4 protein-coding genes are annotated in these 3,751 nt (G+C 70.2%); 3 read left to right on the top strand and 1 reads right to left on the bottom strand.

The features are described 5' to 3' along the window. The coding region (locus tag VOI19_RS16080; RefSeq protein ID WP_323793977.1) for a TrmH family RNA methyltransferase at positions 1–170 on the top strand (170 nt) is incomplete at its 5' end. A gap of 114 nt (positions 171–284) precedes the next feature. On the opposite strand, the gene def is transcribed toward VOI19_RS16080, so the two are convergent. Further along, complete coding sequence (gene def / locus VOI19_RS16075; RefSeq protein ID WP_323793976.1) at positions 285–914, bottom strand: peptide deformylase; 630 nt, start codon at positions 912–914, stop codon at positions 285–287. 125 nt (positions 915–1,039) lie between these two features. Between def and VOI19_RS16070 the strand changes: the two genes are divergently transcribed. Continuing rightward, positions 1,040–2,404 carry an acyl-CoA dehydrogenase family protein gene (locus VOI19_RS16070; RefSeq protein WP_323793975.1) on the top strand — a complete coding sequence of 455 codons (1,365 nt, stop codon included), beginning with the start codon at positions 1,040–1,042 and terminating at the stop codon, positions 2,402–2,404. Beyond that, entirely contained in the window at positions 2,401–3,615 is a 1,215-nt protein-coding gene (locus tag VOI19_RS16065; protein WP_323793974.1) for an acyl-CoA dehydrogenase family protein, read from the top strand. Before VOI19_RS16070 ends, VOI19_RS16065 begins: the two co-directional genes overlap by 4 nt. The last annotated feature ends 136 nt before the right edge of the window (positions 3,616–3,751 follow it).

The raw sequence follows: 3,751 nt of genomic DNA, 5'->3' as shown, positions 1-3,751 counted from the left end.
GTGGTCTCGACAAGGTGGCGCTCGTGCTCGGCTCGGAGGGCCACGGGATCTCGACGCGCTGGCAGGACGCCGCCGACCGCCGCGCGATCATCCCGATGCGCGAGGGGATCGACTCCCTCAACGTCGCGGCCGCCTCGGCGGTCGCCTGCTACCTCACCGCGCGCCGCTGACCCCGCCCGCGCTCGCGGCCGTCGTCCGCGGCGTCGTCCAAGATGTTGCCGTTTGGTCCCAGACGACAGCTCTGGGCGCGGTTTTGTTGTCGTTTGGGACCAAACGGCAACAGTTCAGGAACCGGCGGGCCAGTCCAGCGGGAACTCGTCGGCGGCCTTGTCGTGGGCCTTCGTGAGCTTCTTGCGTGCCTTGGTGGCCAGGCGGTCGCCGAAGACCGTGCCGAGGGTGTGGTCGGTCTCGTGCTGCAGGCAGCGCGCGAGCATGCCGTCGCCGGAAAAGGTCACCGGCTCGCCGTCCAGGCCGGTGCCGGTGACCGACGCGGTGTCGGGGCGCGCGAGCTCGACGAACGCGCCGGGGAACGACAGGCACCCCTCGTCGGTCTCGTCGAGGCGGCGCTCGGTGCCCTCGGGGAGCGTCAGGACGGGGTTGCACACCAGTCCGATCGTGCGCACGCCGGAGTCGTCGGGGCAGTCGAAGACGAACATCGCGACGTCCTCGCCGATCTGGCAGGCCGCCAGGCCGACGCCGTCCGCGGCGTACATCGTCGCGACCATGTCGGCGGCCAGGGCCCGGAGGTCGTCGTCGTACGACGTGACCTTCGCCTGGGGCCGGTGCATCACCGGCGTGCCCCAGCGCGTCACCGGCCGCACCGTGCCCGGCTCGGGAAGGGGCCCGTGCGGGGTGAGCGGGGTGTCACCGGGATCGACGGGGTCGACGGGGAGATCGGAGTTCTGGTCGGACATGGCGAGCATCCTAGGCGGCTCGCGGGGGTGCTCCGCGTCACCTCGGGGCCTGCCGCGGACCCGGTGTGACCTGGCGCACGCCGGAAGGTGTAGCGCTCTGTGTAACTCACAGTTACATTATCTGCATGTCCCTCATCAACAACCTCCGCCCCGGTGGTCGCCACGGCATCGCGACCACCGAGTCGCGTGACCCGATCGGCTACCTCGTGGCCGGCCTGAGCCGGCTCGCCCAGAGCGACCTCATCGACCGTTTCGGTCTGCGCAAGTCGACCGAGCAGGCCGTCTTCAGCGTGACGAGCAACGGGTTCAAGACGATGACCGTCGCTAGCCGCACGTTCGCGAAGGCCGGCAAGGTCGGGCGTCCCGGCGTCCGGGTCGCCCCCGCGGCCCGCACCGGGCTCTTCGACCTCACCCCGACCGAGGACGAGCAGATGCTCGTGGACGTGGTCACCGAGTACGCCGAGGAGGTCATCCGGCCCGCAGCGGCCGACGCAGACGCCGCCTGCGCGGCTCCTGCCGAGGTGCTCAAGGCGGGCGCCGAGATCGGGCTGCCGATCCTCGGTGTGCCGGAGGCCCTCGGAGGGATCTCCGAGGAGCGCTCGGCCATGGCCGGGACGCTCGTCGCCGAAGCCCTCGCCAAGGGCGACCTCGGCCTCGCGGTCGCCGGCCTCGCGCCCGGTTCCGTCGCCACGGCCCTCGGGCTGTGGGGCACCGATGCCCAGCAGCAGACCTACCTGCCGGCGTTCACCGGCGACGACGTCGCCGCCGCGGCGCTCGCGCTGACCGAGCCGACCGTGCTCTTCGACGTGCTCTCGCCGAGCACGACCGCCGTCCGCACCGCCGACGGGTTCACGCTCAACGGCGTGAAGTCGCTCGTCCCGCGCGGCGCCGATGCCGAGCTGTTCATCGTCGGTGCACTCCTGGACGGTGCCCCCGCACTGTTCCTCGTGGAGTCCGGCACCGACGGCCTCGCCGTCGAGGGCGACCCCGCCATGGGCGTCCGGGCAGCCTCGCTGACCCGCATCACTCTGACCGACGTCAAGGTCGGCTCCGACGCCGTCCTCGGCGAGACCGACGGCAGCACCTACCGCGACTGCGTGCGGCTCTCCCGCCTCGCCTGGTGCGCGCTCGCGATCGGCACCGGCCAGGCGGTCCTCGACTACGTGACGCCGTACGTCAAGGAGCGCCAGGCGTTCGGTGAGCCCATCGCCCACCGTCAGTCGGTGGCCTTCATGGTCGCCAACATCGCCATCGAGCTGCAGGCCATGCGCCTGGTGACCTACAAGGCGGCCTCGCGTGCGGCGGCCGGCAAGGACTTCACCCGCGAGGTCGCACTCGCCCGCAAGCTCTGCACCGACAAGGGCATGCAGATCGGCCTCGACGGTGTCCAGCTCCTCGGTGGGCACGGATTCGTCAAGGAACACCCCGTCGAACGCTGGTACCGCGACCTGCGCGCCATCGGCATCATGGAAGGAAGCGTGCTGGTATGACCATCAGCCTGGACGACCCGAAGAAGTTCCTCCCGCTCGTGGGCCAGGCCCACCAGGTCGCGATGAACATGCTGCGCCCCATCTCGCGCACCTACGACCGCGCCGAGCACGAGTACCCCAAAGAGCTCGACATGCTCGCCGCCATGATCGACGGTCTCTCCGACTCCGGCGCCAGCGAGGGTGCCGGCGCCGCCGGGGTGCGTCGTGACGAGAAGGACGACGACAGGACCGTCAAGAACGGTGCCAACCTCGCCTCGGTGATGTCGATCGCCGAGATGTGCTGGGGCGACGTGGGCCTGCTGCTCTCGATGCCCCGTCAGGGCCTGGGCAACTCCGCGATCGCCTCGGTCGCCAACGACGAGCAGCTCAAGCGCCTCGAGGGCGTGTGGGCCGGTATGGCGATCACCGAGCCGGGCACCGGATCGGACTCGGCCAACATCACCACCACGGCGGTCCTCGACGGTGACGAGTACGTCATCAACGGTGAGAAGATCTACGTGACCTCCGGCGACCGTGCCGACCACATCGTCGTGTGGGCCACGCTCGACCGCGACCTGGGTCGGGCGGCGATCAAGTCGTTCGTGGTCGCCAAGGGCACCCCCGGCATGCGGGTGGACCGGCTCGAGCACAAGCTCGGGATCCGGGCCTCCGACACCGCCACGATCATCTTCGAGAACTGCCGGGTGCCGAAGGACAACCTGCTCGGCTCGGCGGAGATCGACCCCAAGGCGGGCTTCGCCGGCGCCATGGCGACCTTCGACAACACTCGCCCCCTCGTCGCGGCGATGGCGATCGGGTGCGCCCGGGCGTCGCTCGACCTCACCCGTGAGCTCCTGGCCGACGCCGGCGTCGAGGTCGACTACGACCGCCCCGCCGTCGTGCAGTCGGCTGCGGCCGCGAAGTTCCTCCAGATGGAGGCCGACTGGGAGGGCGCCTACCTGCTCACCCTGCAGGCGGCGTGGATGGCCGACAACCGCGAGCCGAACTCTCTCGAGGCGTCGATGGCCAAGGCCAAGGCCGGTCGCGTCGGGTCCGACATCACGCTCTCGTGCGTCGAGCTCGCCGGCTCCATCGGCTACAGCGAGATCGAGCTGCTCGAGAAGTGGTCACGCGACTCCAAGATCCTCGACATATTCGAGGGCACCCAGCAGATCCAGCAGCTGATCGTGGCGCGTCGCGTCCTCGGGCTCTCCAGCACCGAGCTCAAGTGACGTCATGACGACGAGGGGCCCCCGCGCGACTGCGCGGGTGAGAGCCTCAATCTCGTCCTCAGCCGCGATGAGCTCGTCCGTGGTGATGAGGCCTTGCTGGTGCTCCGTTCGCTTGCGCGCCAGCGCGCTGTCCAGC

This window comes from Nocardioides sp. (assembly GCF_034670285.1).
In the GTDB taxonomy this organism is placed as follows: Bacteria; Actinomycetota; Actinomycetes; order Propionibacteriales; family Nocardioidaceae; genus Nocardioides.
Note: the sequence above shows the minus strand (reverse complement) of the source record. Positions and strands in the feature narration are given on the sequence as shown.